Origin of the sequence: Polaromonas potterensis (assembly GCF_033446725.1) — a bacterium.
Taxonomy (GTDB): domain Bacteria; phylum Pseudomonadota; class Gammaproteobacteria; order Burkholderiales; family Burkholderiaceae_C; genus Polaromonas.
In genome coordinates, this window is the sequence record NZ_JAWQLX010000004.1 from 296,991 (window position 1) to 323,403 (window position 26,413).

Consider the following 26,413-nt stretch of genomic DNA (forward strand, 5'->3'; position numbering starts at 1 on the left):
TTTCAAAAATAATGGGAGGAAATCAAGAGGCGGCCGTGTGGGCCGCATAGTCGGTGTAACCACGCGCATCACCGCCGAACAGCGACTGGGCATCGAAAGTGTCCAGCGGCAACTTCGCCGCATAGCGCGCCGGCAGGTCGGGGTTGGCGATGAAAGGCCGGCCGAAAGCGACCAGGTCGGCCGAGCCTTCTCTCAGAATTCGCTCGGCGCGCTCGGCGTCGTATTTGCCGGCCACCATTACACGGCCCTGGTAGGTATCGCGCAGCGCACGGCGAAACGCCTCGGGGATCTGCGGGGCGTCGTCCCAGTCGGCTTCGGACAGGTGAATATATGCTAGGCCGACGTCGTCCAGCTTCTTCGCCAAATGCAGGATGGTGGGGATGATTTCCGGGCAGTTCATATTGCGCTGTGTGATGAAGGGCGCCAGGCGGATGCCGGTGCGCTCGGCGCCGGCCTCGCTCGCCACTGCGGCGGCCACCTCCTCAACGAAGCGCGTGCGATTGGCCATGCTGCCGCCGTAGGCGTCCTCACGGTGGTTGGAGGTGGTACGCAGGAACTGGTCGAGCAGGTAGCCGTTGGCGCCATGGATCTCCACGCCATCGAAGCCGGCGCGCATCGCGTTGGCCGCGCCGCGGCGAAAATCGCTGATCACCGTCTGAATGTCTTCGGGCGTCATGGCGCGAGGCACTGGGCAGTCAACCATGCGCCCCACGCCATCGTCACCCACCACCCACACCTGCGCGTCGGGCGACAGGGCCGAGGGCGCGATCGGCAGGCCGTCGGCATGGAAGCTGGCGTGCGACATGCGGCCCACGTGCCACAGCTGCAGCACGATGCGCCCGCCGGCCGCGTGAACCGCATCCGTCACGCGTCGCCAACCATCGACCTGGGCATCACTGTAGATCCCGGGCGTGAAGCTATAGCCCTGGCCCTGGCGCGAAACTTGGGTGGCCTCGGAGATGGTCAGACCGGCGCTGGCACGCTGGGCGTAGTAAGTGGCCATCAGTTCGTTGGGCACGTCGCCCGGCTGGCTGGTACGGCTGCGGGTCATCGGCGCCATCACCATGCGGTTAGGTAAGTGGAGCGGGCCAAGCTGAAGGGGAAGAAACAGGGGCGAAGAAGACATAAGGTACTTTCGTGAGTCTGATGGATTGGATGGGTCTGTCGGAGATTTTCAAAAATCGCCCGCACCGGGCGCGGCTCTGGTCGCGCTGTAGGCGTGGTCTTGAGACGTGGCGGTGTCATCGGGCACGTCGAGTTCGACCACGAACTCCCCGGGCAGGAGTACGAAAATCTGTGCGATGTTGTCCCGGGGAACCCGCGCCACCTTGAACGGCAGCGCGCTGCGGCGCAGCTGATCGATCAGCTGCGAGGCCGGCTGTTCGCTGCTGAAGGCGATATGGCCAAAACGCACCTCGCCAGTCTCGGACGACAACTTCGCATCGTCCACCGCATGTACGGCGGCTTGATCACCCGCATAGAGCCACAGGCCGGGAAAGGGAAACGGAGGGCGAAATCCGGGCTGAAAGCCCATCACACCCTCGAACAACCTGCGCAAAGCGTGGCTTGCGCCCATAGACACATTGACATGGTCGAAGCGCCAAGCGGGGGCCACGCCTGCCGGGGTGGCATTGCCTACCGAGGCGGCGTGGTCATTTAGGGAAGTGGTGGCGTTCATGATCCGTATTGGCGTTGAGTAGGTGAATGATCGCCTGTTTGCATTGATTGAAAAATAGCCGATGAATTGAATGTGGCTTCAAAATTATTTTGAAAATCACAATCAGGTACGGTCGCCGCCGACGCCTGCTGGGCGCACCGCAGTCTCCTTCCAAGCCCAGACGTTGACGATGGAAAAGCCCACGATCACGAGCGAGACAATCATCGCCAGGATGCCGCCGAACAGTGCAAGGCGCAGGTTCGCATCCGCAGCGCGCCCGCCGATGGCATTGCCCGCCACCAGACCGGCGCCTACCGCAACCAGCAAGCCGGTGACGGCCTGGGGAGGCAGGCCCACGGCATACTGGGCCACTGGAGAGATGTAGCCATAGCAAGTCATGAAGCCGGTCCAGCCGAACACCGTGATGACCAGGCTCAATCACAGCTGCCGAATGCAAAAAGCGCCCAGTTGCCCGGCCACCGAAGTGGCCTGCTCGGCGGCGATGTGCGGCACCAGCACGGCAATGGCGGCCATCGCGCCGACGCCCAGCAGCGCCACGGCCGAGAAGGTGACAGGTCAGCCATAGGCGTTGCCGATCCATGCGCCGGCGGGCACACCCAGCACGTTGACCAGCGTCAGACCCGCAAACATCTGATCGACAGCGCGGCCCGCCATCCCCTTGGACACCATGCGCGTGGCTACCGCCGCACCAATACCGTAGAACACACCTTGCGCCAATCCGGTGAAGATGCGGCTGATCAGCAGCACGGTGTAGTCCTGGGTGGTTGCCGACAGGATGTTGCCGATGGTGAGCAGCAACATCAGGCCGATCAATACCTTCTTACGCTCGAAGCGCGACAAGCAAATGCTCAAGATCGGACCGCCGATTACGATGACCATCGCGTAGGCGGTGATCAGGTTGCCCGCAGCGCCGTCACTGATACCCAGTGACTTGGCGACCTGCAGCAAGATACCGGCGATCATGAATTCGGCTGTGCCGATGGCAAACACCGAAACGGTCAGAACCCATGCGGCCAGAGGAATGCGGGAGGAAGGGCTAGGGGGAGAAAGCTTGGCGCAGATACTGTTCGTGGAATACGTCATCGTCCCACATCTGTTTCATTTGAAAAAGAGGCTGTCTTTTGAAGGCATATTCAAATTCAATTAGAAAGTTAGGCGCTTGTCGGTAAGATTCATCGATGAAAGCTCTACAGGATCTGGATATCTTCGTGCGCACCGTGGACAGCGGCAGCCTGTCGGCCACCGCGCGGGCGCTGGACATGACGCCAGCGGCCGCCAGCGCTGCGCTCAAGCGGCTGGAGGCCGAGCTGGGTGTGCAACTGCTTGTGCGTTCCACACGCAGCCTGCGCCTGACCCCGCATGGCGAACTGTTTCTCGAGCAGTGCCGTCCGGCACTTGAAGCGCTCCAGCAGGCGAGCCAGCAACTGGCCGCTGGAGAGCAGGCCTTGCGTGGGGTGCTGAAACTTTCCGCACCTTCAGACTTCGGGCGCAATTTGCTGCTGCCCTGGCTCAACGAGTTCCAGGACCTGCATCCCCACGTCGATATTCGGCTGCAGTTGTCGGATCGCTTGGCCAATGTCTACAGCGACCCGGTGGATGCTGCGTTTCGCTATGGTAAACCGCCGGACTCCAGTCTCGTGGCCTTGCCCTTGGCGCCGTCGCACCGCCGGGTCTTGTGCGCCTCGCCCGCCTATCTTGAAAAGCATGGTGCGCCGGCTACACCGCATGAGTTGACGGGGCATGATTGCCTGTGTTTCATGTTCGGTGACGATGTGCACGATCAATGGAGCTTCTCACGCGAAGGCGCGCTGGAAATCACTGTGCGTGTCAAAAGCGTCAACGTCTCCAACGACGGCGATGCGGTCCGGCGCTGGGCACTCTTGGGCAAAGGCATTGCCTACAAAGCTCGCTTCGACGTGGCCAACGACTTGGCACAAGGCCGGCTTCACATCTTGTGCACCGACTGGATCGCTGAAGCCGCACCGCTATTCCTCGTCGTGCCAAGCCGGCGCCAATTGACGCCGTTGGTGCGATGCCTGCGCGACTTCATAGCGCAGCGCACGGCGGAATTTGAACGGCAAGTTGGGCAGCCGCCTGCTTGAACTCTCGGGGGCGCAGTATGCCTCCCGCTTTGCCGACAACGCGTTTCCTCGTCTCAGGGTGCAGATCATCGATCCAGGCGGCGAGCGTCGCGCGCCTTGGATATCCCAGTGTCCTTAGGGTTACCCGACAAGGAGTTGTTTGCCGTCTTCGGAATGCCTCAGTACAAGTTGCGAGGACTCCTCGCATTTGCGGTCCCTCAGAAAGTTGTCTTTGGCATCATCATTGGAAAGCCGCTTTCCGGCGGGGACGTAAAGCTGATGCCAGTTAGTGCCGAGCAACTGCGTGATGAGTATCTGTTACCGCACCCGTCATGATCTGCCGCCCGCTGGGGTCTAGCCCTTCCTTCGAGCGGACGGGCCTTCGGCCCTCCGCTCAAGTCACACGTTGAACGACTGCGTTCCACAGTCCTCTACTACCGCTTCGGGCCCGTTGCCGTACTGCAGCCGAATTCATCCAATGTCTTCAACGCAGCGGCGGATTCAACCGGCCAATATCGGGCATTCAGAAGACACATGTGGTTCACAGAAATCAGGAGCCCCTAGTTGATGAAAAAACCATGCAGACCGGACTACCGCAATGCAAGGACATTGGAGTGGATTTGAGTTTCCCGGTGCCGATATCAATATGAAAAGTAGCGATGCTGTCGCTGTCTTCGTTCAAGACATACATGACGCTATTGCCTGGACTAATCGCAAAAAAACGGGGGGTTTGGCCCATGGACTGCGTTGCCTCTGAAAAGGTCAGAAACCCCGTTTCCAAATCGATGTGGAACACTGCAATGCTGTCATAGCCACGGTTGGATGCGTAAAGTGTTCGACCATCTTGCGCCACTGAAATCTCAGATGCGCGGCTGTTGCCCGTGAAGGCGTCCGGCAGGCAGGACAATACTTGCAAAGGCGTGAGAGCGCCGGTTTCTGCATCAAGCCCGCAAGCCATTACGGTTGAATCAAGCTCAGTGACGACGTAGGCAAAAGGCCTCGTCGGATGAAACGCGACATGGCGCGGCCCAGCTCCCTCCCGTGTGTCCATCCAGGGAGTCGAGGCGGGCGTGAGTCGCCCGTCTTCGAAACGGAAAACGAACACGCGGTCGAAGCCTTTGTCAGGTACCACAACAAACCGGCCCGTTGGTTCGAAGGGGTTGAAGTGCGGCTTCGCATGCGCTTGTTCTTTGCGATGCGGTCCAGGAGTTCCCACCAGGCCTACTCGCTGCTCAACCGCGCCCAAACCTCCGTCATCGTTGACAGGCATCACGGCCAACGTGCCGCCGTTTTCGCCGAGGTGGTCTGAGATGACAAGAAATTTTTCGGTTGGGTCCAACGCAAGGTGCACGGGGTTCAAACCGCCACACTCTTGTCGCTGCAAGAATTGCAGCGTACCGTCCTTCGGGGACACTGAGAATACGCTGACCTCGTGCCCGTCACCATGTACCGCATAGAGTCGGTCGTTGCATTTGTTCAGGCACAGGAAAGACGGATTCACCAGGTCAGACACCAGTTGGACAAGTTCCAGACGGTCGTCTTGCGGGTCGACCCGGTACACGCTGATGCCTTCGCCGCGCGCATTGCGCTCTCGTGTGGTGCGAGAGCCGACGTACGCATACACAACCGTCTCTTGCGCGGCTCCAATGTGCCTCATGTCTGTGCTGGCGCGACGGACGCACCTCGAATGGCATGGCGCGCCAGCGCCTCGGCCACGAAGCCGCTGGCTTTCATGTCTTCGACATACCGGCGCAGAACCGCCACCGCCTCCTCTCCGCGCCCCTTGGGAATGCCCATCGCCTGCTGAATGACCATAAAGCGGCCGGGCAGCAGACGCAAGCCCGGTACACGCTGCGCATCGGCCTCGAGCTGCTGTTTCACCCCTGCGGCGACTTCGGCCCCCATCTCGATGAAGGTATCGACGACTTTCGGTGAGGTGGGCGAACGCAAGATTTCCGCCTGTTTCAGTTCGCGCGTGAGAAACAAGTCATAGGCGCTGCCTTTTCCCACCACGACGCGATGGCCAGTTTGGTCGACTTCGGCGTTCTCCCGGAGAGGCGAGGCATCCTTAACGAGATATGCACCCTCGATAAGCACGTAAGGCGCCGTGAATGCGATGCCCGCGCCGCGCGCTGGGTCAACGGCAAAGAAGCCAAAATCGGCCTGTTGCTGGGTCACCGCCTCGACAGATTTCCCAGCGGCGTCAAACACCACCAACTCCACATCAACACCCAGCAGACTCGCGAAGCCGCGCGCCAAATCAATTGAGACGCCGAACGGCTTACCGTCCTTGTCCAGATTCGCCAGGATAGGGTTGCCGACGTTGATGGACGCGCGCAGCTTGCCAGTTGGCGCAAAGGACTTGATGAGTTGAGCGGAAGTGGACATTGGTTGTGGGTTGCCGACAGCGGCTACTTTGTTGACGTGAGGGGTGGCGGGATAACAGGAGCCGCTTGAAGGATGTCGCTGATGCGCTGCAGATTTCGCAGAGTGCTGCTCAGATGGTCGCGCATGGCGATGGAGGCCTCTTCGTTGCGTTCGCGTTCCAGGAGGTCCAACACTGCCAGGTGTTGATGGCAATGCTCAACGTAACGCGTACGGTCACGCATCGAACGGTACGACAGCAAGCGACGAACACGATTCACGCGGCGAATGGTGTCAATGAAAAATGCGTTGCCAGAAGCTTCAACCAGTGACTCATGGAAATTAACACCGCGGTCGTGCAATTCGTCGGCCGTGGCCACTTCGATGCCTCCTTGGAGTAAGTGCATCTCGGCCGAACGGCAGCGTATCAGCACGTGCTTGTCCAGTCGGTAACCAGGTTCGAGAAGCGCCGCGGGCTCCAGCGCGAGTCGAAGGCGGTACGACTTCAGCAGGCTGTCGGGCGTGGTCAGCATGGAGGAGAACGCCCAACCGTACCCCGGCTTGCGCTCTGCCCAACCTTCCTGCGCAATACGGGTCAGCACCGCACTCAACTGGGCGGGCGTGAGCTGATAGCGCGATTTGAGCGACGCTTCCGAGAACGTGTCGGGCAATCGGCCCAACAGACGGTCCTCCGCAATCTTGAAATACGCGGTGCTCGCGGCGTCGGACGCGTTCACCCCAACTTCCTGCAGCAACTCCGCCGGCAGTTCAGATGTTGCCTTCGCGAGGAAGTAGCCCCGATTTTGTTCACGCAGTAAAACACCCTTGTCTTCCAGCAGTTGGAGAGCCTCGTTCACTGGTGAACGCGAAACGCGGAGCCGGTCTGCCAGCGCCTGGGCCCGCATGTGGGTGCCAACAGGCCAGTCCTCAGTCTGAATCAAAGTGACAATTTGAGCGGAAATGGAGGCGGGAGCTTTCATGAATGGGATTTTCCCACCTTCGCTCTTTGCGTCGCGATGACCAACTTGCACTTCCATGCTTTGCATCAATGTTCAGGAAACCTGCAGCCGCTCCGCCGAAGCATGGTCAGCGATGGTTTTTCCCAAAATCAGCGGAATGACGCCGCCGCTGTGCAAAAGCGCCACCTCCAGCTGAGTCTCGACGGCCGCAGTCGCCGTCACGTTTTCCACGGAGCCGTCGATACGCACGATTTGCACTGGAATGCTGCAACGTGGCGCCAAGCTGTCAGCGAGGGCCATGACTTCGACACGGTCGCCGGGTTGCAGATTCAACGTTTGGGGCCCCACGCCTTTGGGAAAGCGCAGCGGAAGTATCCCCATCCCAATGAGATTGGAGCGGTGGATGCGCTCGAAGCTCATCGCCAGCACGGCGCGAATTCCGAGCAGCCGCTGGCCCTTGGCAGCCCAGTCGCGAGATGAGCCCGTGCCGTAGCGTTCGCCGGCAACCATCACGACCGATTGACCGGCGTCACGATAGCGCTGCGCCACGTCCCAAATGGGTTGCACGTCTCCACTTGGCACGTGCAGGGTGTGCGCGACGGGCACGTCGGGTACCAGCAGGTTCTTTAGCGTTTTGCTGTGGAACGCAGCCCGCATCATGACTTCCCAATTCCCGCGCCGAGATGCGAAAACATTCAGGTCGTTCCTGTCGTCGCCGCGTTCGACTAGAAAGTCGGCAACCAGGCTGTCTGAGGGGATTGCGCTGGCGGGCGAGATGTGGTCAGTCGTGATGTCGTCGCCTACCACCATCAGCGGATAGGCCGCGTAGCTTCCAAGCAGACTGCCTTCGTCCACAGACGCGAAAGGCGGCCTGCGCAAGGCCGTGGACTTGGGGTCCCAGGGAAAAAGCGCCGTTTCCGGGGCCTTGAGCGCGAACCACAGCGGATTCTGGCTCGCGATAACGAAGTCCTTTTTGTAGTCGGCCGGGTCCGCGCCCAGAGCCAGATGCGCGACGATTTCCTCGCGTGCCGGCCACAGGTCTCGCAGGAAAACGCCGCGCCCGTCCGCTGTGACCTGAACGGGTTCATCCCGCAGATTGCGAGATGCGTCCCCTGCCAGGCCGAAAGCGATGACCAGCGGCGGCGACATGATGAAACTGAGTTCGATGTCGGGGTGGACGCGACCCGGAAAGTTGCGGTTGCCTGACAAGATGGCCACCGCCTTGGTTTGACCTGCCTCCTGCGCCTCGCGGATGGACTCCGTCAACGGGCCGGAGTTGCCGATGCACGTCGTGCAGCCGTATCCGACGATGCCGAAACCGACGGCCTCTAGGTCTTCCATCAGGCCCGCACGTTCGAGGTAAGAGGCTGCGGCTGGTGAGCCGGGTCCGAGCGAGGTCTTTACCCAGTAGGGTACTTTCAGCCCCAGGGCGCGAGCTTTGCGCGCCACCAGCCCAGCCGCGATGAGCAACGCCGGGTCACTTGTGTTGGTGCAGCTGGTGATGGCGGCCAGGGCGACCGCATGTTTGGGTAGCGGACCGGTCTCTGTGGCCGTGAAGTCGACTGCGGACAGTGCCTTTGTGCTGTCACCGAAATCCATCAAGTCCTGCGGCCGACGTGGGCCGGCGATGCTCATACCGATGGTGGCCAGGTCGATGTCAATGACGCGTGTATACCTAGGCTCGGCTCCGGGGTCGAACCAGAAGCCGGTTTCTTTGCAATACATCTCGACGAAGGCGATGTGTGCCTCGCTGCGGCCGGTGGCGCGCAGGTAGTCCAGCGTGTGCTGGTCGACAGGAAAGAAACCCGTCGTCGCACCATACTCGGGTGCCATGTTGCTCACCACCGCGCGCTCGCCAGCTGTGAGGGTGGACACGCCCGGCCCGAAATACTCCACGAACTCGCCCGACACGCCAATGGCGCGCAAGCGCTGGGTCACGGTCAGCGCCAGGTCGGTCGCCAGAACGCCGGACTGCAGGGCTCCGTTGAGGCGTACGCCGACCACGTCCGGCACGCGCAGCATGGTGGGCATGCCAAACATCACAGTCTGGGCCTCCAGGCCGCCCACACCCCAGCCCAGTACCCCAATGCCATTGACCATCGGGGTATGGCTGTCGGTGCCAATCATCTGGTCCGGAACAGCCCAGGTCGCGCCATTGCGCTGCGCTGTCGTCACCACCGTGGCCAATTGTTCCAGGTTGATGGTGTGCATGATGCCGGTCCCCGGCGGGTGCACGCGCACCTTGTCGAGAGACTTCGAAGCCCAACGCAGAAACCGGTAGCGCTCGGCATTGCGGCGAATCTCAATCTGCAGATTCGCCGTGGCTGCATCCTTCTGCGCAAAGACCTCGACCGCCAGCGAGTGGTCGACGGATACATCGACAGGTAGCCCGGGATTCAAAACCATCGGGTCCACACCGGCTTCGGCCAGCGCATTGCGCATCGCCGCGATGTCCACCAATGCTGGAGTACTGGTCGTGTCGTGCATCAACACGCGGCCGGGCTGAAAAGCAATCTCCGCCTCGCTGGTACCCGTGTCCAGCCACGCGAACAGGGCATCCACCGCTACGGTGCGCTCGGTCCCGTCGGTGTTGCGCAGCACGTTCTCAAGCAGATGCCGCAAGACCACGGGCAATTTGAGTAGCCGAGGGCCAAAAACGCCCAGCAAATCCGTGGCTTGAAATTCGTCGCCACCCAGACAGAACGTGCGGGCGAAGACCTTATTGGTGTTTTCCATAGGTGTATTTTGCATATTGAATTAATAAAATGCAATTTAGCGCAAACCCTGATACCGGTTTGAAGCGCATTTGCTTGTCACCCCTGGAGTTTTTATGACTGTGTTCCCTAGAGCCATGCTGCTTTCGGCGGCTGTGCTGGCTTTTCCTTCGCTCCCAGCGCTCGCGCAGGACTACCCGTCCAAGACCGTTACGGTGGTCGTGCCCTTCTCGGCCGGAGGCGGCGTGGATGCGATTGCCCGCCTGCTCGCTGACAAACTGCGCACTTCGTTGGGCCAGTCCGTGGTCATCGACAACAAGCCTGGTGCCAGCGGCATGTTGGGCGCCAACGCAGTGGCCAAAGCCAAGGGCGACGGCTATACCTTGCTGCTCGGCAGCGCCGGCGAAACCGCCATCAATCCGCTGGTTTACAAGGGGCGGATGCAATACGTGCCCGAAAAGGACTTGGCGCCCATCACGCTCGTGACGCGCGTGCCCAATGTGCTGGTCGCTTCGCCCAACCTACCCGTCAAGAACATTGAGGAACTGATTGCCTACGCGAAAAAGAACCCGGGCAAAGTGAGCTACGCCACCAGCGGCGTGGGCAACCCGCAGCACCTCAATGGTGAACTGCTGCAATCGCTGGCTGGCATCAAGATGAACCATGTGCCGTACAAGGGTTCGTCGGCCCAGATGGTTGATGTGGCTTCGGGCAATGTGGACATCACCTTTGTCAGCATGGCCGGCGCCACCCCTTTCATCAAAGGCAATCGCGTGAAGCTTCTCGCCGTGACGTCGGCAAAAAGGGCGAGCTTTGCACCCGACGTACCGACCATCTCGGAATACGCACCTGTGTCGACTTATAGCTTGGACAACTGGTTCGGCTTGTTCGTACCAGCATCAACTCCGCCCGCAGTGCAGGCGAAGCTCAATGCAGCAGTCACCGAGGCATTGCGCGACCCGGAACTCATCAAGCGACTCCAGGACCAGGGTGGCGAATCCGCCCCTATGACGCAGGCTCAGTTCAAGGCGTTCATCGCTGTCGAGACAGCCAAGTACTCAAAGATTGTCACTTCGGCACACATCGTCGCCGAGTGACGACCGGAGCCATCGAACCAAAGCCACTCTCAGAGATGGCACGGTCCACTTTCATGCACTTTTTCAACTGAGGAGACAACAATGTTCAAACCAGCATCTCATCTCGCCGCGCCTTTCCTGGCATTGGCGGCCATCATCTGCGGCAGCGCGGCAGCTCAAGACCCCGCCGCCAGTTATCCCTCCAAAGCGGTCACCATCATTGTTCCCTTTGCGGCTGGCGGCAACACCGACGTCAAGACCCGATTGGTCGCAAAACGGCTTGGCGAAATCCTGAAGCAGCCCGTCATTGTCGACAACCGGCCCGGCGCTTCTGGGAACATCGGCATCGAAATCCTGACCAGGGCAGCTCCGGACGGTTACACCATTGCCATGGGCAGTTTTGGACCGTTGGCAGTGAATCCCTGGATTTACCCCAAGATTAACTTCGACCCAAAGACACTCGTGCCCATCATCCTGCTGGAAAAAAGCCCCTTGGTGCTGATGGTGCCCAGCGAAAGGCCGTTCAAAACGGTCGCTGACGTCGTCGCTGCTGCGAAGGCGAAACCAGGCGCATTGAACATTGCAAACGCAGGCCCAGGCGGCGCGCATCATCTCTCAGCTGAGCTGTTTGAAAGCGCCGCAGGCATCGACATGGTGGGGGTGCCGTTCAAAGGAGGTGGCCCTGCTGCGACGGCGCTACTGGCTGGCCAGGTCGACATGATGTTCGAGCAGACCGGCGCAGCATTGCCTTCCATCCAGGCGGGAAAGATACGACCCATTGCTGTGACATCTGCAAAGCGGTTGTCGTCCATGCCAGACGTGCCAACCTTTACCGAGGCGGGCTATCCGCAGGTGACGGTATCAAATTGGATGGGCTACGTGGCACTCAAGGGGACGCCGTCAGCCATCGTGGTTAAGCTGCAGGCGGCTTTCGCCAAGGCAATGGAACACCCTGACGTGAAGGACCGCATTCTGGCGCAAAGCAACGAATTCGGCGGTGGCAGCAGCCATGATTTCGCTACCTTTATCGAAAGCGAAAGTGTGAAATGGTCCAAGCTGGTGAAGGACCGTGGCATCAAGATTGACTGAAGTCGCGCACCAGGGTCGAAGAGGCAACGCCTCAGGTCTCTTTGGCCATCACGGGGTGCAGATTTCCCCACTAGGGCGAGCCTCAAATCAAGATGCACCTCGAACCCTGTGGATGTCCGCTTGAAGGGAGGGCCAACTTCAGCTTAGGGCCCATAGCTGCCACCATCCTTTCCGAAGTCTTCGCGTGTATGGTTGCGTATGGGTATCAAAGTTCGTCTTCCGACGCTCAGCTGAGAGTTCATAGACTTGAGTAGTGGCGATAGGCGCACACAGCGCACCCCGATAAACTCATCTGCCCAATAGCCGTACCGTAACGGCCACCCCAGACTTCCCCGGAGCCCCGCACATGACTGATTCATCCGACTACACCCCACCCGCCATCTGGCGCTGGAACAAGGAAAACGGCGGCAAGTTTGCCAGCATTAACCGGCCGTTGGCAGGTGCCACGCATGAGAAGGATTTGCCGGTGGGTCGCCATCCGCTGCAGCTTTATTCCCTCGCCACGCCCAACGGCGTCAAGGTGACGGTGATGCTGGAAGAGCTGCTGGCGCTGGGCCATGCCGGTGCGGAGTACGACGCTTGGCTGATTCCCATCGGCGAAGGCGCGCAGTTCAGCAGTGGTTTTGTGGCGGTCAACCCCAATTCCAAGATACCGGCCTTGCTGGATTGCAGCGGGGCGACGCCGGTGCGGGTGTTTGAGTCCGGCGCGATCCTGCTGCATCTGGCCGAGAAGTTTGGCGCTTTTTTGCCGACTGGCGCCGCCGAGCGGGCCGAGTGCCTGTCGTGGCTGTTCTGGCAGATGGGCGGCGGGCCTTTTCTGGGCGGTGGTTTCGGTCACTTCTATGCCTACGCGCCGACCAAGATCGAATACGCCATCGACCGTTATGCGATGGAGGTCAAGCGCCAGCTCGATGTGTTGAACCAGCGCCTGGCTGAGAACGAGTACCTGGCGGGCAGCGAATACACGGTGGCCGACATGGCGGTATGGCCGTGGTACGGCGCACTGGTCAAGGGCCAACTCTACGGAGCGGGCGAGTTTTTGCAGGTGCACGAATACACGCATGTCATGCGCTGGGCCGAGCAGATCGCCCAGCGCCCGGCCGTGCAGCGCGGCCGCAAGGTCAACCGCACCTGGGGCGAGCCTGCCAGCCAGTTGCATGAGCGCCATGACGCCAGCGACTTCGACACCAAGACGCAGGACAAGCTGGCGCCGGCCGCGTCCTGACGGTTCAGCGCGAATGACCGAAAATCGCGCCGTATGACAGGCATCAAAACCTATGGCATGTCCGAGCGGGCCGACCACCTGGACTTTGACATCCGTTCGCAACTGGTGCGACCGCCGCTGGTGCGCCCGCACCGGCACGAGTATTTCCAGATGCAGATCAGCCTGCAGGGCGACACTGAACAGAATGTGGCTGGCACGGTGCGGCCTTTCAAGCGCGGCTACCTGAGTTTTATCCTGCCCTACCGCGTGCATGTGATTCCGCACCCCGAAGGCTCGCGTTACGTCATCATCAACATGTCGCAGCAGTTTCTGCGCCCCGGGCTGGACGTGGACCCGCTGGACCTGGAAGACGTGCCGCTGAGCCGGGCGCCCGAGCTGGCGCCTTTTTTGTTCCAGGAATACGCTGACTTTTATTTCGACGAAGACGAGTTTCCCGAGGTCGAAGCGTTGCTGGAAAAACTCGCGCTTGAAAATGCCCAACGCCGCTTCGGCTCGGTCGAGATGATTCGCGGCCTGATGCTGCAGCTGATCGCGCTGACCTGCCGCAAGTTCGAGGCCGACCTGTTGCGTCTGTCCGCCAGCCAGGCGCAGCAGGGCAGCCGGCGTGCCAGTCTGCAGCGGGCGGTGCGATACATCCGCGATCATCTGGCGAGCGAGATCACGCTGGCCGATGCGGCCGCCGCGGCGTTTTTGTCGCCCAACTACCTGGCGCACTTGCTGAAAAAAGAAATCGGCAAAACTTTCACCGAGCTGGTGACCGAGCGGCGCCTGGAGTTTGCGCAGGAGCTGCTGGCGCACAGCAGCCAGCGTATTGCCGGTGTGGCCCATGCCTCGGGTTTTGCCGACGAGGCTTATTTCGCACGCCGCTTCCGCCAGCGTTTCGGCCAGACACCCAAGGCTTTCCGCGACAGCGTGCGCGCAAAAATTTCCGGCGCCTGAACTTCCGTCGCGCAAGTCGTCTGCTGCGCTGCAACATCGCTGCATTGAATCGTCCGGTAAATCCGTAATTGCGTCTGCCTGCCGCGCGCCTGGGCGGCTTAAGCTGCAGCTTGCGACAGAACTTGGACACCCTCAGGAGACAAACATGACCGATATGAACAAACGCGGAATTCTGCAAACCGGCGCCTTGATGACGGCCGGTGCCATGGTGGGCTGCGCCACGCCCGGCACGGCGGCCAATGCGCCTGCCACACCGTTTGCCGTGGCCGACACCTATGTGCCCATCGCCGGCAGCAGCGAGATGTTTCCGGTCCGGCGGATTTACTGCATAGGCCGCAACTACGCCGCCCATGCCATCGAGATGGGCTCGGACCCGACACGCGAGCCACCTTTCTTTTTCCAGAAACCGACCGACGCCATTCAGGTCGTGCCGCCAGGCAAGATCGCCGACCATGCTTATCCTTCCCTGACCAAAAACTACCACTACGAGGTGGAGTTGGTGGCGGCCTTGTCCAAGGGCGGGCGCAACATCCCCATGGACAAGGCGCTGGACCTGGTCTACGGCTACGCCTTGGGCCTGGACATGACACGCCGCGATTTGCAGCGCGGCATGGGTGACCAGAAAAAACCCTGGGAGATCGGCAAAAGTTTTGACCGCTCGGCGCCCATTGGCCCCATCCACAAGGTGGCGCAGACTGGCCACTACACCAAAGGCACGATCTGGCTCAAGGTCAACGGCCAGGTCAAGCAGCAGGCCACCTTGAACCACATGATCTGGTCGGTGGCCGAACAAATCTCCAAACTGTCCGAAGCCTTTGAGCTCTTCCCCGGCGACATTATTTATTCCGGCACGCCGGAAAACGTCGGGCCCGTCGTCAAGGGCGACGTGATCGAATGCCACATCGACGGCCTGCCTGAACTCAGCGTCAAGATCGTTTGAGTGCAGGGCGGGGGCCACCTGGGTAGTCCCCGCACTGGCAAGAATGTCGGCGCCGACATAGACTCGGGCGGTTTGTTTCAACCACTCAACAAGAAAGCCGCCATGCTCAACAACGATCAGAAAACCGAGTTCGACTCCCTGCTCCCCGGCCACAGCACGGAAAACGGCGCCAGCCGCCGCACGGCGCTGAAGGCCGCGCTGGGTGTCGGGTATGCGGCCACGGCCCTGCCCATCATGGCGCAAACCGCCATCAAGACCTCGTCCGAGGGCCTGAAAACCGGCGAGACCACGTTTGAGGTCAATGGCTTCAAGGTGCCTGTGTTTTACGCCGCACCAGCCGGCAAAACCAATCTGCCGGTGGTCCTGGTGATCCAGGAAATTTTTGGCGTGCACGAATACATTGCCGACACCGCCCGCCGCTTCGCCCAAGCCGGCTACCTGGCGATTGCGCCCGAGCTGTTTGCGCGCCAGGGCGACCCGACCCAATACGGCGAGATGGCCAAACTGATGGCCGAGGTGGTCTCCAAGGTGCCCGATGCCCAGGTCATGGCCGATCTCGACGGTGCCGTGAAATGGGCCGGCGCCAATGGTGGCAACACCGCCAAGGTGGCCATCACCGGCTTTTGCTGGGGTGGCCGCGTCAGCTGGCTGTATGCCGCACACAGCCCCAACGTCAAGGCCGCCGTGGCTTGGTACGGCCGCCTGGTCGGCGCCAACACCGCCCTTACGCCGAAAAACCCGATCGACCTGACCCCCATCCTGAACGGTCCGGTGCTCGGCCTGTACGGCGGGCAGGACAGCGGCATCCCGCTTGACACGGTTGATAAGATGAAAACCGCTCTGGCTGCTGGCAGCCCGGCGGCGAAGGCCTCGCAGTTTGTGGTGTACCCTGATGCCCCGCACGCTTTCCATGCCGACTACCGCCCTAGCTTTCGCAAGGAGCCGGCAGAAGACGGCTGGAAACGCGCTCTGGCGTGGTTCAAGGCCAACGGCGTCGCTTAAACTCAAGGCATGCCCCAGCCAAGCCGCCCCACAGCAATGTGTGGCGGCTTTTTAGCGTGGTTTTTATTTTGGCAACTTTATTCAACCTTTTAGGGCTCCAGCCCTTATAGATCGGTCGCAAGCAGCTATGACATTGATAGCAATTTTGGTCGGAACCCTGGCCGCCGGCATCGGCAGCGTGTGGCTGGCGGCCTTGCTCAGCTTCGGCATGCTGGCGCGTTACACCGCCCACATGCTCAGCCTGGCGGCCGGCGCCCTGCTGGCCACCGCCTTCATGCACCTGCTGCCCGAAGCTTTTGAAAGCCAGGCCGGCGCCCAGGAACTGTTTGCCACCTTGCTGGTAGGCCTGGTGTTTTTCTTTTTGCTCGACAAGGCCGAGCTTTACCACCACGGCCACGAGCACCATGACCCGAAAGGCCATGACGGGCACGGCCACGCCGCGCATGCGCCCGGCCATCACGACGGCCACCACCATCCGGTGCGTTCGGGCAGCTGGGCCGTGTTGACCGGCGACAGCGTGCACGCTTTTGGCGACGGCATCCTGATTGCCTCCGCCTTTGTCGCCGACATGCGCCTGGGCGTGATCACCGCGCTGGCCGTGCTGGCGCACGAAATTCCGCACCACATGGGCGACTTGATGGTGCTGCGCCAGAGTTCGAGCAACCAGCGCGCCGCCCTGGTCAAGGTCTCCCTGGCCGGCGCGGTGACCGCGCTGGGCGGCCTGGTCGGTTACGCGCTGGTGGACATGTTGCACGACTGGCTGCCGTATTTCCTCGTTGTGGCCTCCAGCAGTTTTGTCTACGTCGCGCTGGCCGACCTGATTCCCCAGTTGCAAAAACGCCTGAGCGCCCGCGAAACCTTCGCGCAAATCACCTGGCTGGTGGTGGGCATTGCGCTGGTGACGGTGGTGAGCGGGCTGGCGCATTCGCACTGAGCCCTGGGCGGCGACCCGTTGCGTCAGTTGCTATTGATTCGATAGCTTCTGACGCCCGCGGTGCATGGGCTGGAAGCCGATTTAATGCTTGTTTCCGCGAAGCGCCTCGAACACCCGCAAGGTGGCCGCCACAGCGGCATCGTCGATATGCCTGTGGGTGACCAGGCGCAAGCTGCCGGCGCCGCTGGCACGTACCAGTACACCGTGCTGGGCCAACTGCTGTTCCCATAACTTGCCGTCGGCGGCACTGGCGCCGACGCATACGCGCACGATGTTGGTCTGCGGTTCGGCGGGGCCGCACCAGGCCGCATCCATGGCCTGCAGTCCGCGGTAGAGCGCGCGGGCGCGCTGGTGGTCGTCGGCCAGGCGGTCGATCATGTGTTCCAGCGCCACCAGCCCGGCCGCGGCTAGCACGCCGGCCTGGCGCATGGTACCGCCCAGCATGCGGCGTATGTTGCGCGCGCGTTCAATGAAGGCGGCCGTGCCCATCAGCACGGAGCCGACGGGCGCGGACAAACCCTTGGACAGACAGACCGTGAGCGAATCGGTGTGTTCGGCCAGCTGGTGCAGGGGCAAGCCGAGCGCGACCGCGGCATTGAATAAGCGCGCGCCGTCGGTATGCACCGGCACGCCCTGGGCGGCGGCCAGCGTATACAGCGCCGCCAGCGCCGGTGGCGCAGCGACCGTGCCGCCTTGCGCGTTGTGGGTGTTTTCCACGCTGACCAGGGCGCTGGGGCAGCGCGCCCCGGCGTCGGTAGCCAGCGCGGCTGCGAGGGCGTCCAGGCCGATCAGGCCGCCTGTGCCGGGCAGGCCGCGGTAATGCATGCCGGTCAGGCCGGCGGCGGCGCGTTCGGAGTTCAGCAGGTGGCTGGAGGCTTCGGCCAGCACCTCGCCGGGCACACGTGCATGCGCCAGCACCGCCACCAGGTTGCCCATGGTGCCGCTCGCCACGAACAGGCCGGCGGCCTTGTGGAAGCGGGCGGCGCTCACCTCCTCGAGCTGGCGCACGGTGGGGTCGCCGTCCAGGCCGTCATCGCCCAGCGGGGCGCGGCACATGGCCTCCAGCATGGCGGGGGTGGGCTGGGTGACGGTGTCGCTGCGCAGGTCGATGCTGTGAGCGGGGGGCTGGGTCTGTAGCTGCATGGAACTCAGTCGGCCTTGATGTTGCGTTCTTTGACGATTTTGGCCCAGCGGACGGTGTCCGCTTCCATCAGCGTCGCGAATTGCGCTGGCGTCTGGGGCGTGATGTCCACGCCCAGGGATTCGAGTTTGCTCTGCAGCGCGGGCGCCTTCAGTGCGCGCGTGACGGCTTCATGCAGCGCGGTCTGCACGCTGGCCGGCATTTTGGCCGGGCCCAACAGGCCGAACCAGTGGGACACCGTCAGGCCTTTCAGGCCACTTTCTTCAAAAGTGGGCACATTCGGCAGGGCCGTCATGCGTTTGGCGCCGGTGGTGGCCAGGGCGCGCAGGGAACCGCTTTTGACATGCGGCACCACGGTGGGCGCCGACGTGAACATGCTTTCGGTATGGCCGGCGACCACATCGGCGATGGCCTGACCAGAACCCTTGTAAGGGATGTGTGTGATGAACACACCGGTTTGCAGCTTCATCAGCTCGCCCATCAGGTGCGTGGCCGTGCCATTGCCGCCGGAGGCGAGGTTGAGCTTGCCGGGGTTGGCCTTGGCCATGGCCAGGTATTCCTGCACGGTTTGCGCCTTGAGCTTGGGGTTGACGGCGAGCACCAGCGGCGAGGAGCCGACCATGGCGACGGCTGTGAAATCCTTGAGCGCGTCGTAAGGTGTTTTGTACAAGCTGGGGGTGATGGTGTGTGGCATGTCCGCCAGCAGCAGGGTGTAACCATCGGGCGCGGCCCGCGCCACCATTTCCGCCCCCAGCATGGCCGAGGCGCCGGGTTTGTTGTCGACGATGACCGGCTGGCCCAGCTCGCGCGAGAGTTCCGTGCCGAGGGCGCGCGCGATGTTGTCCGAGCCGCCGCCTGCCGTGTAAGGCACGATGATGCGAATTGGCTGGGCCGGCCATTTTTGCGCCAGTGCGATCTGCGGCACGGTGGTGGTGGCCAGGGCGAGCATGGCCGAGCAGAGAAGACGACGCTGAGGATTTCGCATGGGGGCTCCTTGGGGGTGAATGAAGAGGGATGAAGGGTGGGGCATGGCTGCCGCTACAAGGCGGCGGGCCGGCCCGGATTGGGCGCGAGTGATTGCAGCCGGCCCTGCAAGGCATGGCTCAGGTGATCCCAGACGGCGCGCTGCGCCCGGGCGGCATCGCGCGCTTCAATGGCCGCATAAATGTCCAGGTGTTCGTTGATGGCCAGACGCAGACGCCCGGCATCGTAGTGTTCCAGCTGCTGCAGGGCCAGGCCGCTTTGCGCGCGCAGGTTGAGATAGAGCGAGAGCAGGCGCTGGTTACCGGTGGTCTGGAACATGGCCTCGTGAAAACGCCAGCCGACTTTTTGTGTCTCCAGCACATCGAGCGCGGTTTGTTGCGCCATCTCGCGCAGCTGTTGCGCGCACAAGCGCAGGGCTTCGCTGGCGCCCTGTTGCGCGGCCAGCACGGCGGCAATACCTTCCAGGCCGAGGCGGACTTCGTGGATTTCACGCATGTCCTCCACGGTCAATTGGCGCACAAAAGTGCCGCGCGCCGGAATCACCTCGAGCAAGCCCTCCTGGGCCAAGGTCTTGATGGCCTCGCGCACCGGTGTTCGGCCCAGGCCCAGCGTCTCTGACAGGCCTCGCTCGGAAATCGAGGTACCAGCGGCCAGTTCGCGCGACAGGATCAGCGCCCGAACCCGGGTGTAGGCCGTGTCGCTTTCCATTTGAAGTTCAGGTTTCATATCTGGTATACCAGTGGTGTGGCGGAATGATAGCAGACCTGACACGACTGACGACGGGCGTGGATCAGCCGCCTGTCGGCTGGTGGCAAAATCGGAAAAAGGAGGGTGGGGCAGGCGCAGCTGCGCGCACCCGGCTCAGGCGGGTGGGCTGAAGAAAGCCTGGGGGGGGTGAGTGGCGGTCACCCGGTTGCTATTGAATTAATAGCTGCTTGCGCCCGAACGCTATGGGCTGGAGGCCGATTTGGCTAATAGGCGGCGGTGTCAAACACCGCTGCCGGCCGTTCACCGGCCAAAGCCTGCAGCAGGCTGGTGGTGGCCAGTTCCGCCATCGCCTGCCGGGTCTCGAAGGTGGCCGAGCCGATATGGGGCAGGGCGGTGACTTTGGGGTGCGTGCGCAGCGGCGAGTCCATGGGCAGGGGCTCGGTGGCAAACACGTCCAGGCCGGCGGCGCGCAAGCTGCCGTGGTCCAGCGCCTGCAGCAACGCGTCTTCCTGCACCGTGGCGCCGCGTCCGCCGTTGATAAAAATCGCCCCCGGCTTCATGGCGCCGAAGACGCTGGCGTTGATCATGCCGCGTGTGCTATCCGAGAGGGGCAACATGGCAACCACGATGTCGGCACGCGCCAGCAGCTCGTTGAGGGGCGTGTGTATCGCGTGGCCCTGCAATTCGGGCGCTTGTGTGGCGAGGTCGACAGGGCGGCGTGCGTGGTAGAGCACCGGCATGCCAAAACCCAGCGCGGCGCGGCGCGCAATCGCCTGGCCGATGCGGCCAAAACCCAGCAGGCCCACGGTCTTGCCATGCACGTCGAAGCCGAACAGGTCTTCGCCGATGTTTTTGGTCCAGCGGCCTTCACGCACCAAGTTGGAGAGTTCGACGATGCGGCGGCTGCTGGCCATGAGCAGCGCAAACACGGTGTCGGCCACGGTTTCGTCAAGCACACCGGGCGTGTGGCACAACATGACACCGCGTGCCGCCAAGGCGGGCAAGGCGTAGTTGTCCACACCCACGGACACGCTGGAAATCACCTTGAGTTGCGGCGCGGCCGCGAGCAGGGCGTCATCCACCGGGTAGCTGGAACCTATCATACCCACGGCCGTGGCCAGTGCGGCTTGAAACGCCGGCAACTGCGCGGGCAGACGCGGGTTGGCGACCGTCACCTCGTGCACGGCTTGCAGGCGCGCCAGTTGGTCAGAGGGCAGTTCGCGAAAGACCAGGATGGGTTGGCGCATGGCAGCAGTTCTCAGGGTTAAAGACGGGCAGCGTTGAGTTCGGTACGTGTCGGCAGGCCTTCACTGTCGCCCAGCACCTGCACGGCGCGTGCGCCTATCCAGGCGCCGCGTTTCACGGCCTCGGGCACAGTTTGGCCATCGAGCAGGGCACTGATCACGCCACAGGCAAAACCGTCGCCGGCGCCGACGGTGTCTATGACTTTGGCGACCGGAAAACCGGGCACATGGCCAGTGCCTGCGCTGTCGCTGTCAAAGTAAGCGCCTGCTGCGCCCAGCTTGACGACCACCAGCTTGGCGCCGCGCTCGCGGTAAAAGCGGGCCACCCCTTCGGGGGTGCTTTCGCCCGTGAGGAAGAGACCTTCTTCCATGCCGGGCAAGACCCAGTCGGCATGGGTCGCCAACTCGTTGATGGATGCACGCATGAGTTCGGGCGTGGCCCAGAGTGTGGGACGCAGATTCGGGTCGAAGGACACCGTGCGGCCGGCGGCTCGCATGAGTTCCATGGTTTTGCGCGCGGCCGGCAGGGTGGTTGCCGAAATCGCGGCAAACACGCCGGTGGCATGTAAATGCCGGGCCGAGAGCAGCCACGCGGCGTCGATGTCCTTGATACCCATGTGGCTGGCGGCCGAACCCTTGCGGTGGTATTCCACAGGCGGGTCGCTGCCGTCGTCGACCTTGCCCTTGAACTGGAAGCCGGTTTTTTGGGCTGCGTCACAGATCACGTGGGAGCAGTCGATGCCTTCGCCCGACATGGCCTGGATCAGGTAACGGCCCATGGAGTCGGTGCCCAAGCGGCTGGCCCAGCCGACCTTCAGGCCCAGGCGGGCCAGGCCGATGGCGACATTGGTTTCGGCGCCGGCCGTGCGTTTGTGGAAAAACTCGGCGTTTTCCAGCGGGCCGGGCCGATCGGCGACCAGCAGCAACATGGCTTCGCCAAAGGTGACGACGTCCAATGCGCTGGTGTGGGCACCCGGCTCAATGCGCATGCTGGTTGGAGCTCAGGATCTGGCCCAAAAAGTTGCGTGTTTTTTCGTTCTGTGGGTTGCTGAAGAACTGCTGCGGCGGGGCTTGTTCGATGATCTTGCCCTCGGCCATGAAAATCACGCGGTCGGCCACGCTGCGCGCAAAACCCATTTCGTGCGTGACACACAACATGGTCATGCCGTCGTCGGCCAGGCTGATCATGGTGTCCAGCACTTCCTTGACCATCTCCGGGTCCAGCGCCGAAGTGGGCTCGTCAAACAACATGATTTTGGGTGTCATGCACAAGGCGCGCGCAATCGCCACACGCTGCTGCTGGCCGCCCGAGAGCTGGCTCGGGTATTTTTTCGCCTGCTCGGGAATCCGCACACGCGTGAGGTATTTCATCGCGATGGTTTCGGCTTCTTCCTTGCGCAGGCCGCGCGAACGCATGGGCGCCAGCATGCAGTTTTGCAAAATGGTCAGGTGCGGAAACAGGTTGAACTGCTGGAACACCATGCCGACTTCCTGGCGCACGGAATCGACATTTTTGCCGCCCGCCGTGAGGTCGATGCCGTCAACCACGATGCGGCCTTTTTGCACGGTCTCCAGGCGGTTGATGCAGCGGATCAGGGTGGACTTGCCCGAGCCCGACGGGCCGCAGACCACAATGCGTTCCCCGGCGGCCACGCTCAGGTTGATGTCGGTCAGTACCTGGAACTTGCCGAACCACTTGTCCACCGCTTCGATGCGGATGATGGGTTCGGCGCCGCTGGCGGCGGCGTTGGGGGAGGGCATTGTGTCTGTCATGAAAGCACCGTGGTCAGCAACTCGGGTCGGGTTTATTGCAGTTTTGGCAGGTCGGTTTCCAGCCACTTGCGGTAGAGCTTGTTGAGCTCGCCGTTGGCCGTGTTGCGGGCGACAAAGTCATCCACGGTTTTCAGCAGCTCGGCCTGGCCGGGGCGCATGGCGACCGCCATGACCTGCTGGCGCAGCAAGAACTTGTTTTCGTAGGTGTTGGCAGGCGCGCGTTTGTCGATCTGCGCAGCCACCGTGGTCGAGCAGCCGATGGCATCGACCTGGCCGGACATCAGGGCCTGCATGGCCGACGCGTCGTCGTCAAAGCGGCGGATCTCGGTGCCTTCAGGCGCCACAGCGGTCAGTGCCACGTCCTGCGTGCTGGCACGGGCCACACCCACACGTTTGCCTTTGAGGTCGGCCGGGGCCTTGATGTCGGCTTTTTTGCTGCCGTACATCACGATGCTGGCGGCGGCGTAAGGCTTGGAGAACTGCACTTGTTTGGCGCGCTCGGGCGTGATCGCCAGCGAAGCCACCAGCAGGTCCACCTTGTTGGTCAGCAGGAAGGGAATGCGGTTCGGGCCGGTCACTGGCACCAGGTTGAGCTTGACGCCCAGGTCCTTGGCCATCAGGCGCGCCACGTCGGCGTCGTAGCCGTCCGGCTGGTTGCTGCTGTTGGTCGTGCCGTAGGGCGGAAAGTCAACCAGCATGCCGATGGTCAGTTCGCCTTTTTTCTTGATGTCCGCGACGGTTTGTGCACTGGCTGCCGGCGCCCAGGCCGACAGGGTGGCGGCCAGGCCGAGGGCGAGAGCCGTGCCGGTGAAAACGCGGCGTTGCAGGGATTTGATCATGGTGATGTCTCCGTTGATAAAAAGGAAAAGACGAATGCTGCGAAGCGTATGCCTGTCAGCGTGACAGCGCTGCGGCTTGCCGGCGCTCCATTCGTGCGGCCAGCAGGGACAGCGGCCAGCACAACACGAAATAAATGGCCGCCACCACACTGAACACGATGAGCGGCTGAAAGGTGGCGTTGTTGATGATCTGGCCGGCGCGGGTGACTTCGGTAAAACCGATGATGGCGGCCAGCGAGGTACCCTTGATGATTTGCACCAGGTAACCCACGGTGGGTGCCAGCGCAATCTTGAAGGCCTGCGGCAGGATCACGTCACGCATGCGGGCGGTGTAGGACAAGCTGAGCGCATGGGCCGCTTCCGCCTGGCCGGCTGGAATCGCCTGGATGCAACCGCGCCAGATTTCACCGAGGAAAGCGCTGCTGTTGAGAATCAGGGCCACACCGGCGGCGACCCAGGGGTTGATGTCAAAACCCAGCACCGGCGCGCCGAAAAACACCAGGAACAATTGCAGCAACAACGGTGTGCCCTGGAAAATCTGGATGAAGGCGCCCGAGAGGAACAGCGCGACGCGGTTCTCGGAGGTGCGCGCCAGCGCAATGATCAGCCCGCCTATGGCGCCGCCTATAAAAGCGATCAGCGACAGGGCTACCGTCCACTGCGCAGCCTGCAGGATGAAGAAAAATTCTGGGGTGCCGAAAGTACGCATTACCGACGATCCGGGTAGTTGAGGCTGGTTTTGTAGATCAGGCGGAACAGCGCTGAAAACGCCAGGGCCAGCAGCAGGTAAATCCCCGCCACGACGATGTAGATTTCAAAGCTGCGAAAGGTTTGCGACTGCAGGTTGGCGGCGACCGAGGTCAGGTCGTCGGCGGAAATCGCCGAGACCACGGCCGAACTCAGCATCAGCAGAATGAACTGGCTGGTCAGGGCCGGGTAAATCGCCTTGAGCGCGGGTTTGATGATGACGAAGCGGAAAATTTCGTGGCGCTTGAGGTTGAGCGCCAGGCCGGCTTCGATCTGGCCCTTGGGAATGGACTCGATGCCGGCGCGGATGATTTCGGTGGCGTAGGCGCCCAGGTTGATCACCATGGCCGTCAGCGCCGCGGTGTAGGCCGACCAACGCAGGCCCAAAGCCGGCAGTGCAAAAAAGAAAAAGAACAGCTGCACCAGAAAAGGCGTGTTGCGGATCAGCTCGATGTAGACGTTGATGACAAAACGCAGCGGCTTGGGGCCGGCGGTTTTGCCCCAGGCGCAGACGATGGCGACGATCAGCCCGAACAACATCGCCAGCAGCGACAGCTCGATGGTGTTCCAGGTGCCTTTGAGCAGCAGCGGCCAGGCTGCAAAGACGTCACCGAATTGAAATGTGTAGTTCATGAGCGGGCGCTGGCGCCGGAAGGGGCGCAGGCGCTGGGGTCATTGTTGCAGTTAAAGGATTTCCTGAATAGAAGCGATTCAGGACTGTTGCGGCAGATGCTGAAACCGGTTTCAGGAAATTATAGAAGAATATTTATCCAGGTCATAACCGTGGATAACCCTAGCTTTTTGGGTTGGGAGTTAAGCCGCCGTTGGCACGGAAGAGCCCCGTGTTATCAGCTGGCCGGGCAGCAAAATCTGCCGCGCCGGCAACACCACGCCGCGCAGGCGCTCCAGCAGGCAGCCGGCGGCCACACGCCCCAGGTCGTCGGTGGGTTGGGCAATGGTGGACAGGCCAGGGCCGATGTAGGGCGACCATTCGGTCTCGTCAAAACCCACCAGCCCGACATCTTCGCCAAAACGCCAGCCGAGTCTGGCCATGGCGGCGGCCACACGCAGCGTGATCACCGCGTTGCTCGACAACACGCCCGGCAGCCGCCCGCCGGCACGCTGGCTCAGCGCGCGCAACGCCTGGTCCAGTGCATCGGTGTTGTCCGTGCTGCTTTCAAACGTCTGGCCTTGGACAAGGGGCTGGCCGGCCGCGCTATCGCTGATGAAGCTGCGAAAAGCGGCTTCGCGCTCCAGTCGCGAACTGACGTCTTTGACCGGCTCGGAGATAAACAGCAGCTCGCGGTAACCGGCCTCGACCAGGTGGCCGGCGCCCAGCCGCACGGCGCCGGCGTTGTCCAGCGAGACAAAGTCGGCCTGCATGCCCTGGTGGCGTCTGTCCACCAGCACCACCGGTTTGCCGTGGCGCGCGGCGGCCGCAGCCGCGCCGGCGTCGCGGCCCAGGGTATTGAGGATGAAACCTTCGACCTGGTAGGCGGTCAGCGCCTCGATGGCTTCACGTTCACGCGCGCCGTCGTTGCCGAGGTTGAACAACATCAGCAGGTAGCCGGCCTCCTGGCAGGCCTTTTCGGCACCGCGCAACACGGCCACCGAGAAGGGGTTGGTCACATCGGCCACGACCAGGCCGATCAGGCGTGAGCGTCCGCGTTTGAGGGCCTGCGCCATCGGGCTGGGCACATACGCGAGCGCAGCGACAGCGACCTCGACCCGGGTGGCGATGTCGGGTGTGAGCAGTTCTTCGCGGTGGTTCAGAAAACGCGAGACGGTGGCTTTGGACACACCGGCCGCACGCGCCACATCGGCAATGGTCGCGCGACCCACAGGTCGGGGCAGGGGGGCGATGGGGTTCTTGGGGATGGCAGGCATGGCGGAAAAGAAGCCCGTGACAAGCGGGTGAAACCAGTTTCAGTGAATAGTAGCATTCCTGATATTCGCTATTGTTTTGCTAGCTGCTT

26 protein-coding genes are annotated in these 26,413 nt (G+C 62.1%); 8 read left to right on the top strand and 18 right to left on the bottom strand.

Annotated features, from left to right (window positions below; translation table 11 throughout):
* Window positions 1-22: 22 nt before the first annotated feature.
* The 4 genes from R6254_RS10275 to R6254_RS10290 all read right to left on the bottom strand — a co-directional run bounded on the left by R6254_RS10275 (window position 23) and on the right by R6254_RS10290 (window position 2,761).
* A complete protein-coding gene (locus tag R6254_RS10275; RefSeq protein ID WP_318406537.1) occupies window positions 23-1,126 on the bottom strand; it encodes an alkene reductase in 1,104 nt (367 codons plus the stop codon).
* 48 nt (window positions 1,127-1,174) lie between these two features.
* Complete coding sequence (locus tag R6254_RS10280) at window positions 1,175-1,678, bottom strand: VOC family protein (protein ID WP_318406539.1); 504 nt, start codon at window positions 1,676-1,678, stop codon at window positions 1,175-1,177.
* Window positions 1,679-1,780: 102 nt separating this feature from the next.
* Complete coding sequence (locus R6254_RS10285; protein WP_318406540.1) at window positions 1,781-2,095, bottom strand: MFS transporter; 315 nt, start codon at window positions 2,093-2,095, stop codon at window positions 1,781-1,783.
* 138 nt (window positions 2,096-2,233) lie between these two features.
* Window positions 2,234-2,761 (bottom strand): MFS transporter, encoded by a 528-nt coding sequence (locus R6254_RS10290; RefSeq protein ID WP_318406542.1) that lies wholly within the window; start codon window positions 2,759-2,761, stop codon window positions 2,234-2,236.
* 95 nt (window positions 2,762-2,856) lie between these two features.
* Between R6254_RS10290 and R6254_RS10295 the strand changes: the two genes are divergently transcribed.
* Window positions 2,857-3,780, top strand: coding sequence for a LysR family transcriptional regulator (locus R6254_RS10295; RefSeq protein ID WP_318406543.1), 924 nt, complete (start codon window positions 2,857-2,859; stop codon window positions 3,778-3,780).
* Between the two features lie 529 nt (window positions 3,781-4,309).
* On the opposite strand, the gene R6254_RS10300 is transcribed toward R6254_RS10295, so the two are convergent.
* The 4 genes from R6254_RS10300 to acnA all read right to left on the bottom strand — a co-directional run bounded on the left by R6254_RS10300 (window position 4,310) and on the right by acnA (window position 9,818).
* Window positions 4,310-5,383: a lactonase family protein gene (locus tag R6254_RS10300; protein ID WP_318406545.1), complete on the bottom strand. Its 1,074-nt coding sequence runs from the start codon at window positions 5,381-5,383 to the stop codon at window positions 4,310-4,312.
* Window positions 5,384-5,412: 29 nt separating this feature from the next.
* Entirely contained in the window at window positions 5,413-6,147 is a 735-nt protein-coding gene (locus tag R6254_RS10305; RefSeq protein WP_318406547.1) for an ABC transporter substrate-binding protein, read from the bottom strand.
* 23 nt (window positions 6,148-6,170) lie between these two features.
* Window positions 6,171-7,103 carry a GntR family transcriptional regulator gene (locus R6254_RS10310; RefSeq protein ID WP_318406684.1) on the bottom strand — a complete coding sequence of 311 codons (933 nt, stop codon included), beginning with the start codon at window positions 7,101-7,103 and terminating at the stop codon, window positions 6,171-6,173.
* 72 nt (window positions 7,104-7,175) lie between these two features.
* Window positions 7,176-9,818, bottom strand: coding sequence for an aconitate hydratase AcnA (gene acnA, locus R6254_RS10315; protein WP_318406549.1), 2,643 nt, complete (start codon window positions 9,816-9,818; stop codon window positions 7,176-7,178).
* Window positions 9,819-9,933: 115 nt separating this feature from the next.
* Here acnA and R6254_RS10320 point away from each other — a divergent pair, with 115 nt between their 5' ends.
* The 7 genes from R6254_RS10320 (at window position 9,934) to R6254_RS10350 (ending at window position 17,001) form a co-directional block, all read left to right on the top strand.
* Window positions 9,934-10,893 carry a Bug family tripartite tricarboxylate transporter substrate binding protein gene (locus R6254_RS10320; RefSeq protein WP_318406550.1) on the top strand — a complete coding sequence of 320 codons (960 nt, stop codon included), beginning with the start codon at window positions 9,934-9,936 and terminating at the stop codon, window positions 10,891-10,893.
* A gap of 81 nt (window positions 10,894-10,974) precedes the next feature.
* On the top strand, window positions 10,975-11,961 hold the full coding sequence (locus R6254_RS10325) for a Bug family tripartite tricarboxylate transporter substrate binding protein (protein ID WP_318406551.1): 987 nt from the start codon (window positions 10,975-10,977) through the stop codon (window positions 11,959-11,961).
* A gap of 346 nt (window positions 11,962-12,307) precedes the next feature.
* Entirely contained in the window at window positions 12,308-13,186 is an 879-nt protein-coding gene (yghU, locus tag R6254_RS10330; protein ID WP_318406553.1) for a glutathione-dependent disulfide-bond oxidoreductase, read from the top strand.
* Window positions 13,187-13,219: 33 nt separating this feature from the next.
* Window positions 13,220-14,125 (top strand): helix-turn-helix transcriptional regulator, encoded by a 906-nt coding sequence (locus R6254_RS10335; RefSeq protein WP_318406554.1) that lies wholly within the window; start codon window positions 13,220-13,222, stop codon window positions 14,123-14,125.
* Window positions 14,126-14,270: 145 nt separating this feature from the next.
* A complete protein-coding gene (locus tag R6254_RS10340) occupies window positions 14,271-15,065 on the top strand; it encodes a fumarylacetoacetate hydrolase family protein (RefSeq protein WP_318406555.1) in 795 nt (264 codons plus the stop codon).
* A gap of 102 nt (window positions 15,066-15,167) precedes the next feature.
* On the top strand, window positions 15,168-16,067 hold the full coding sequence (locus tag R6254_RS10345; protein WP_318406556.1) for a dienelactone hydrolase family protein: 900 nt from the start codon (window positions 15,168-15,170) through the stop codon (window positions 16,065-16,067).
* Between the two features lie 127 nt (window positions 16,068-16,194).
* Window positions 16,195-17,001, top strand: coding sequence for a ZIP family metal transporter (locus R6254_RS10350; protein ID WP_318406557.1), 807 nt, complete (start codon window positions 16,195-16,197; stop codon window positions 16,999-17,001).
* Between the two features lie 81 nt (window positions 17,002-17,082).
* Here R6254_RS10350 and R6254_RS10355 read toward each other — a convergent pair whose 3' ends face one another.
* The 10 genes from R6254_RS10355 to R6254_RS10400 all read right to left on the bottom strand — a co-directional run bounded on the left by R6254_RS10355 (window position 17,083) and on the right by R6254_RS10400 (window position 26,324).
* Window positions 17,083-18,144 carry a threonine aldolase family protein gene (locus R6254_RS10355; protein ID WP_318406559.1) on the bottom strand — a complete coding sequence of 354 codons (1,062 nt, stop codon included), beginning with the start codon at window positions 18,142-18,144 and terminating at the stop codon, window positions 17,083-17,085.
* A gap of 5 nt (window positions 18,145-18,149) precedes the next feature.
* Window positions 18,150-19,127: a tripartite tricarboxylate transporter substrate binding protein gene (locus R6254_RS10360; RefSeq protein ID WP_318406561.1), complete on the bottom strand. Its 978-nt coding sequence runs from the start codon at window positions 19,125-19,127 to the stop codon at window positions 18,150-18,152.
* A gap of 53 nt (window positions 19,128-19,180) precedes the next feature.
* Window positions 19,181-19,852, bottom strand: coding sequence for a GntR family transcriptional regulator (locus R6254_RS10365; RefSeq protein ID WP_318406562.1), 672 nt, complete (start codon window positions 19,850-19,852; stop codon window positions 19,181-19,183).
* Window positions 19,853-20,097: 245 nt separating this feature from the next.
* A complete protein-coding gene (locus tag R6254_RS10370; protein WP_318406564.1) occupies window positions 20,098-21,081 on the bottom strand; it encodes a 2-hydroxyacid dehydrogenase in 984 nt (327 codons plus the stop codon).
* Window positions 21,082-21,098: 17 nt separating this feature from the next.
* A complete protein-coding gene (locus R6254_RS10375) occupies window positions 21,099-22,067 on the bottom strand; it encodes a sugar kinase (protein ID WP_318406565.1) in 969 nt (322 codons plus the stop codon).
* Window positions 22,057-22,839, bottom strand: coding sequence for an amino acid ABC transporter ATP-binding protein (locus R6254_RS10380; RefSeq protein ID WP_318406566.1), 783 nt, complete (start codon window positions 22,837-22,839; stop codon window positions 22,057-22,059). The genes R6254_RS10375 and R6254_RS10380 overlap by 11 nt, the downstream gene beginning before the upstream one ends.
* A 44-nt stretch (window positions 22,840-22,883) precedes the next feature.
* Complete coding sequence (locus R6254_RS10385; RefSeq protein WP_318406567.1) at window positions 22,884-23,690, bottom strand: transporter substrate-binding domain-containing protein; 807 nt, start codon at window positions 23,688-23,690, stop codon at window positions 22,884-22,886.
* Window positions 23,691-23,745: 55 nt separating this feature from the next.
* Complete coding sequence (locus R6254_RS10390) at window positions 23,746-24,399, bottom strand: amino acid ABC transporter permease (RefSeq protein ID WP_318406568.1); 654 nt, start codon at window positions 24,397-24,399, stop codon at window positions 23,746-23,748.
* The gene (locus tag R6254_RS10395) at window positions 24,399-25,070 is read right to left on the bottom strand and encodes an amino acid ABC transporter permease (RefSeq protein WP_318406569.1); all 672 of its coding nucleotides are present in this window, start codon (window positions 25,068-25,070) and stop codon (window positions 24,399-24,401) included. The genes R6254_RS10390 and R6254_RS10395 overlap by 1 nt, the downstream gene beginning before the upstream one ends.
* Before the next feature lie 180 nt (window positions 25,071-25,250).
* The gene (locus tag R6254_RS10400) at window positions 25,251-26,324 is read right to left on the bottom strand and encodes a LacI family DNA-binding transcriptional regulator (RefSeq protein WP_318406570.1); all 1,074 of its coding nucleotides are present in this window, start codon (window positions 26,322-26,324) and stop codon (window positions 25,251-25,253) included.
* Window positions 26,325-26,413: the final 89 nt, after the last annotated feature.

Excerpts from the sequence above, each read along its gene's own strand:
- R6254_RS10275 (WP_318406537.1), bottom strand. The coding sequence starts at position 1,126 with ATGTCTTCTTCGCCCCTGTTTCTTCCCCTTCAGCTTGGCCCGCTCCAC.
- R6254_RS10280 (WP_318406539.1), bottom strand. The coding sequence starts at position 1,678 with ATGAACGCCACCACTTCCCTAAATGACCACGCCGCCTCGGTAGGCAAT.
- R6254_RS10290 (WP_318406542.1), bottom strand. The coding sequence starts at position 2,761 with ATGACGTATTCCACGAACAGTATCTGCGCCAAGCTTTCTCCCCCTAGC.
- R6254_RS10295 (WP_318406543.1), top strand. The coding sequence starts at position 2,857 with ATGAAAGCTCTACAGGATCTGGATATCTTCGTGCGCACCGTGGACAGC.
- R6254_RS10305 (WP_318406547.1), bottom strand. The coding sequence starts at position 6,147 with ATGTCCACTTCCGCTCAACTCATCAAGTCCTTTGCGCCAACTGGCAAG.
- R6254_RS10310 (WP_318406684.1), bottom strand. The coding sequence starts at position 7,103 with ATGAAAGCTCCCGCCTCCATTTCCGCTCAAATTGTCACTTTGATTCAG.
- acnA (WP_318406549.1), bottom strand. The coding sequence starts at position 9,818 with ATGGAAAACACCAATAAGGTCTTCGCCCGCACGTTCTGTCTGGGTGGC.
- R6254_RS10320 (WP_318406550.1), top strand. The coding sequence starts at position 9,934 with ATGCTGCTTTCGGCGGCTGTGCTGGCTTTTCCTTCGCTCCCAGCGCTC.
- R6254_RS10325 (WP_318406551.1), top strand. The coding sequence starts at position 10,975 with ATGTTCAAACCAGCATCTCATCTCGCCGCGCCTTTCCTGGCATTGGCG.
- yghU (WP_318406553.1), top strand. The coding sequence starts at position 12,308 with ATGACTGATTCATCCGACTACACCCCACCCGCCATCTGGCGCTGGAAC.
- R6254_RS10335 (WP_318406554.1), top strand. The coding sequence starts at position 13,220 with ATGACAGGCATCAAAACCTATGGCATGTCCGAGCGGGCCGACCACCTG.
- R6254_RS10340 (WP_318406555.1), top strand. The coding sequence starts at position 14,271 with ATGACCGATATGAACAAACGCGGAATTCTGCAAACCGGCGCCTTGATG.
- R6254_RS10345 (WP_318406556.1), top strand. The coding sequence starts at position 15,168 with ATGCTCAACAACGATCAGAAAACCGAGTTCGACTCCCTGCTCCCCGGC.
- R6254_RS10350 (WP_318406557.1), top strand. The coding sequence starts at position 16,195 with ATGACATTGATAGCAATTTTGGTCGGAACCCTGGCCGCCGGCATCGGC.
- R6254_RS10355 (WP_318406559.1), bottom strand. The coding sequence starts at position 18,144 with ATGCAGCTACAGACCCAGCCCCCCGCTCACAGCATCGACCTGCGCAGC.
- R6254_RS10360 (WP_318406561.1), bottom strand. The coding sequence starts at position 19,127 with ATGCGAAATCCTCAGCGTCGTCTTCTCTGCTCGGCCATGCTCGCCCTG.
- R6254_RS10365 (WP_318406562.1), bottom strand. The coding sequence starts at position 19,852 with ATGAAACCTGAACTTCAAATGGAAAGCGACACGGCCTACACCCGGGTT.
- R6254_RS10370 (WP_318406564.1), bottom strand. The coding sequence starts at position 21,081 with ATGCGCCAACCCATCCTGGTCTTTCGCGAACTGCCCTCTGACCAACTG.
- R6254_RS10375 (WP_318406565.1), bottom strand. The coding sequence starts at position 22,067 with ATGCGCATTGAGCCGGGTGCCCACACCAGCGCATTGGACGTCGTCACC.
- R6254_RS10380 (WP_318406566.1), bottom strand. The coding sequence starts at position 22,839 with ATGCCCTCCCCCAACGCCGCCGCCAGCGGCGCCGAACCCATCATCCGC.
- R6254_RS10385 (WP_318406567.1), bottom strand. The coding sequence starts at position 23,690 with ATGATCAAATCCCTGCAACGCCGCGTTTTCACCGGCACGGCTCTCGCC.
- R6254_RS10390 (WP_318406568.1), bottom strand. The coding sequence starts at position 24,399 with ATGCGTACTTTCGGCACCCCAGAATTTTTCTTCATCCTGCAGGCTGCG.
- R6254_RS10395 (WP_318406569.1), bottom strand. The coding sequence starts at position 25,070 with ATGAACTACACATTTCAATTCGGTGACGTCTTTGCAGCCTGGCCGCTG.
- R6254_RS10400 (WP_318406570.1), bottom strand. The coding sequence starts at position 26,324 with ATGCCTGCCATCCCCAAGAACCCCATCGCCCCCCTGCCCCGACCTGTG.